The organism is Microbacterium sp. MRS-1 (genome assembly GCF_000585455.1).
Classification (GTDB): Bacteria; Actinomycetota; Actinomycetes; order Actinomycetales; family Microbacteriaceae; genus Microbacterium; species Microbacterium laevaniformans.
Window position 1 is genome coordinate 1 of sequence record NZ_JAUF01000142.1, and the last position, 1458, is coordinate 1458.

The 1458-nt window shown below is 63.2% G+C and carries 1 protein-coding gene and 1 pseudogene; both read right to left on the reverse strand.

Features of this window, described 5'->3' with window-relative positions; all coding sequences use genetic code 11:
• Window positions 1-41: 41 nt before the first annotated feature.
• Complete coding sequence (locus tag AS96_RS14605; protein ID WP_197017327.1) at window positions 42-317, reverse strand: hypothetical protein; 276 nt, start codon at window positions 315-317, stop codon at window positions 42-44.
• Window positions 318-1207: 890 nt separating this feature from the next.
• Window positions 1208-1393, reverse strand: a pseudogene (locus tag AS96_RS15185) (integrase core domain-containing protein); the annotation flags it as partial.
• Window positions 1394-1458: the final 65 nt, after the last annotated feature.

The following is a 1458-nucleotide window of genomic DNA, read 5'->3' on the forward strand; positions in this document are numbered from 1 at the left end:
CATGAACACGACCGTCGCACTGGCGGCGTGACTACAACCTGTCACCTATCCGTGCAGCAGTCCCGTTGGTCAATCTTGTGGTTGCGCTCGACTCGCTCGTCCGTGAGGTTCGAGAAGTCCAGGGTGGGCTGCGGTGCAGTCTTCGCCCTTCCTGCGCCGCGCTTCGGCTTCGGGATGGGGATGAAGAACTCGCTAAGGCGCCGCTTCTCGATGACGTTGCCCGTAGGGCCACTCGGGCCCATCTCGAAGTGCCGCCCGGGTTCTTCGTACGCAGAGTTGAGCACGGGATTGGACAGCGCATCGCTGACGTCGGACACTGAACCCTCCCCAGGTACCGGCGTCATGGAGCAACGCCGCGATTCCATATTGTCAGAGCTCCTTGGTCCGCGAGGTGCAACCCGCCTCTCGTGAACGCCAAGCAAGCCACCAAGGGACCCGAGTACGACATACCAGGACCTCAACTCGGGAGAACCATGTTGAGAAGAAGCCAGGAGAACACAACGAGGAGAACGATGCACGCAGGCATCAATGATGGCCGGCTACCTCTTTCGTCAATCCGCCACAGTTGCCTGCATCCGAGAAAAATACCTGGATAGACGGTAAATCACGATTCTATCCTGGCGGCATGCGCGGGGGGCTGGAGTGGTGCAAGCGGGGCGTCGACTCGCGCGGCGTGCGCCAGGCCATCGCCTACACGCTCGAGGGGACGTGCGACGCACACCGTCCGTATTCGATCGGCGTCGACGCGCTCGAGGTGCAGGCTGGGGCATCCGAGGCCACCGTCACCCGCTTCCGCCACCGTCACCCGCTTCATCGTCGCGAGTGGCCGCATTGGAACCGATCAGCTCATCGCCGGCGCCCTGCGCGTCCGGATCACCGGGCATTACCCGATCACCGGGGAGGAGCGTGGACGCGCCCGGCTGAGTCCCGACGTCGATCTCTTCCTCGGCTGCGACCTGGCGATCTCGAGCGCGGCATCGACGCCGTCTACGCCGGCCCGACTCGGTACCCGCTGAGCCCGCGTGACCGGATCGTCGTGGACGAAGCCGGCATGGTCGACCTGCAGACCGCGAGCGTCCTCACCGAGCTCGCGCTCGAACAGCGCGTCGGACTGGCATTCGTGTCTAGGAATCCTGAACGCGAACCTCGTGGTTTTCTCGACTTCTTCGGCCCGGACTTGGTAGTCCGGAGAGCTGTATTGAAGTTGCTAATGACTCTGAACGACGAGGTTGTGCTGCCCAGGGAGGTTGGTCAATCTGCTGATGGGTGGGTGGCCGCCGATCGCGGTGTGGGGCCTGTGGTGATTGTAGGAGTGCAGCCAGGTCGGGAGCGCGTTGCGGCGGGCTGATTCAGAGTTGTAGTGCCGGGCGTAGGCCCAGCCGTCGGCGAGCGTTGGGTCTGCCCCGAGTTTGGTTGACATCTGAACTGTGAGGATTCGTCCTCGCTGGAAGGATGTTC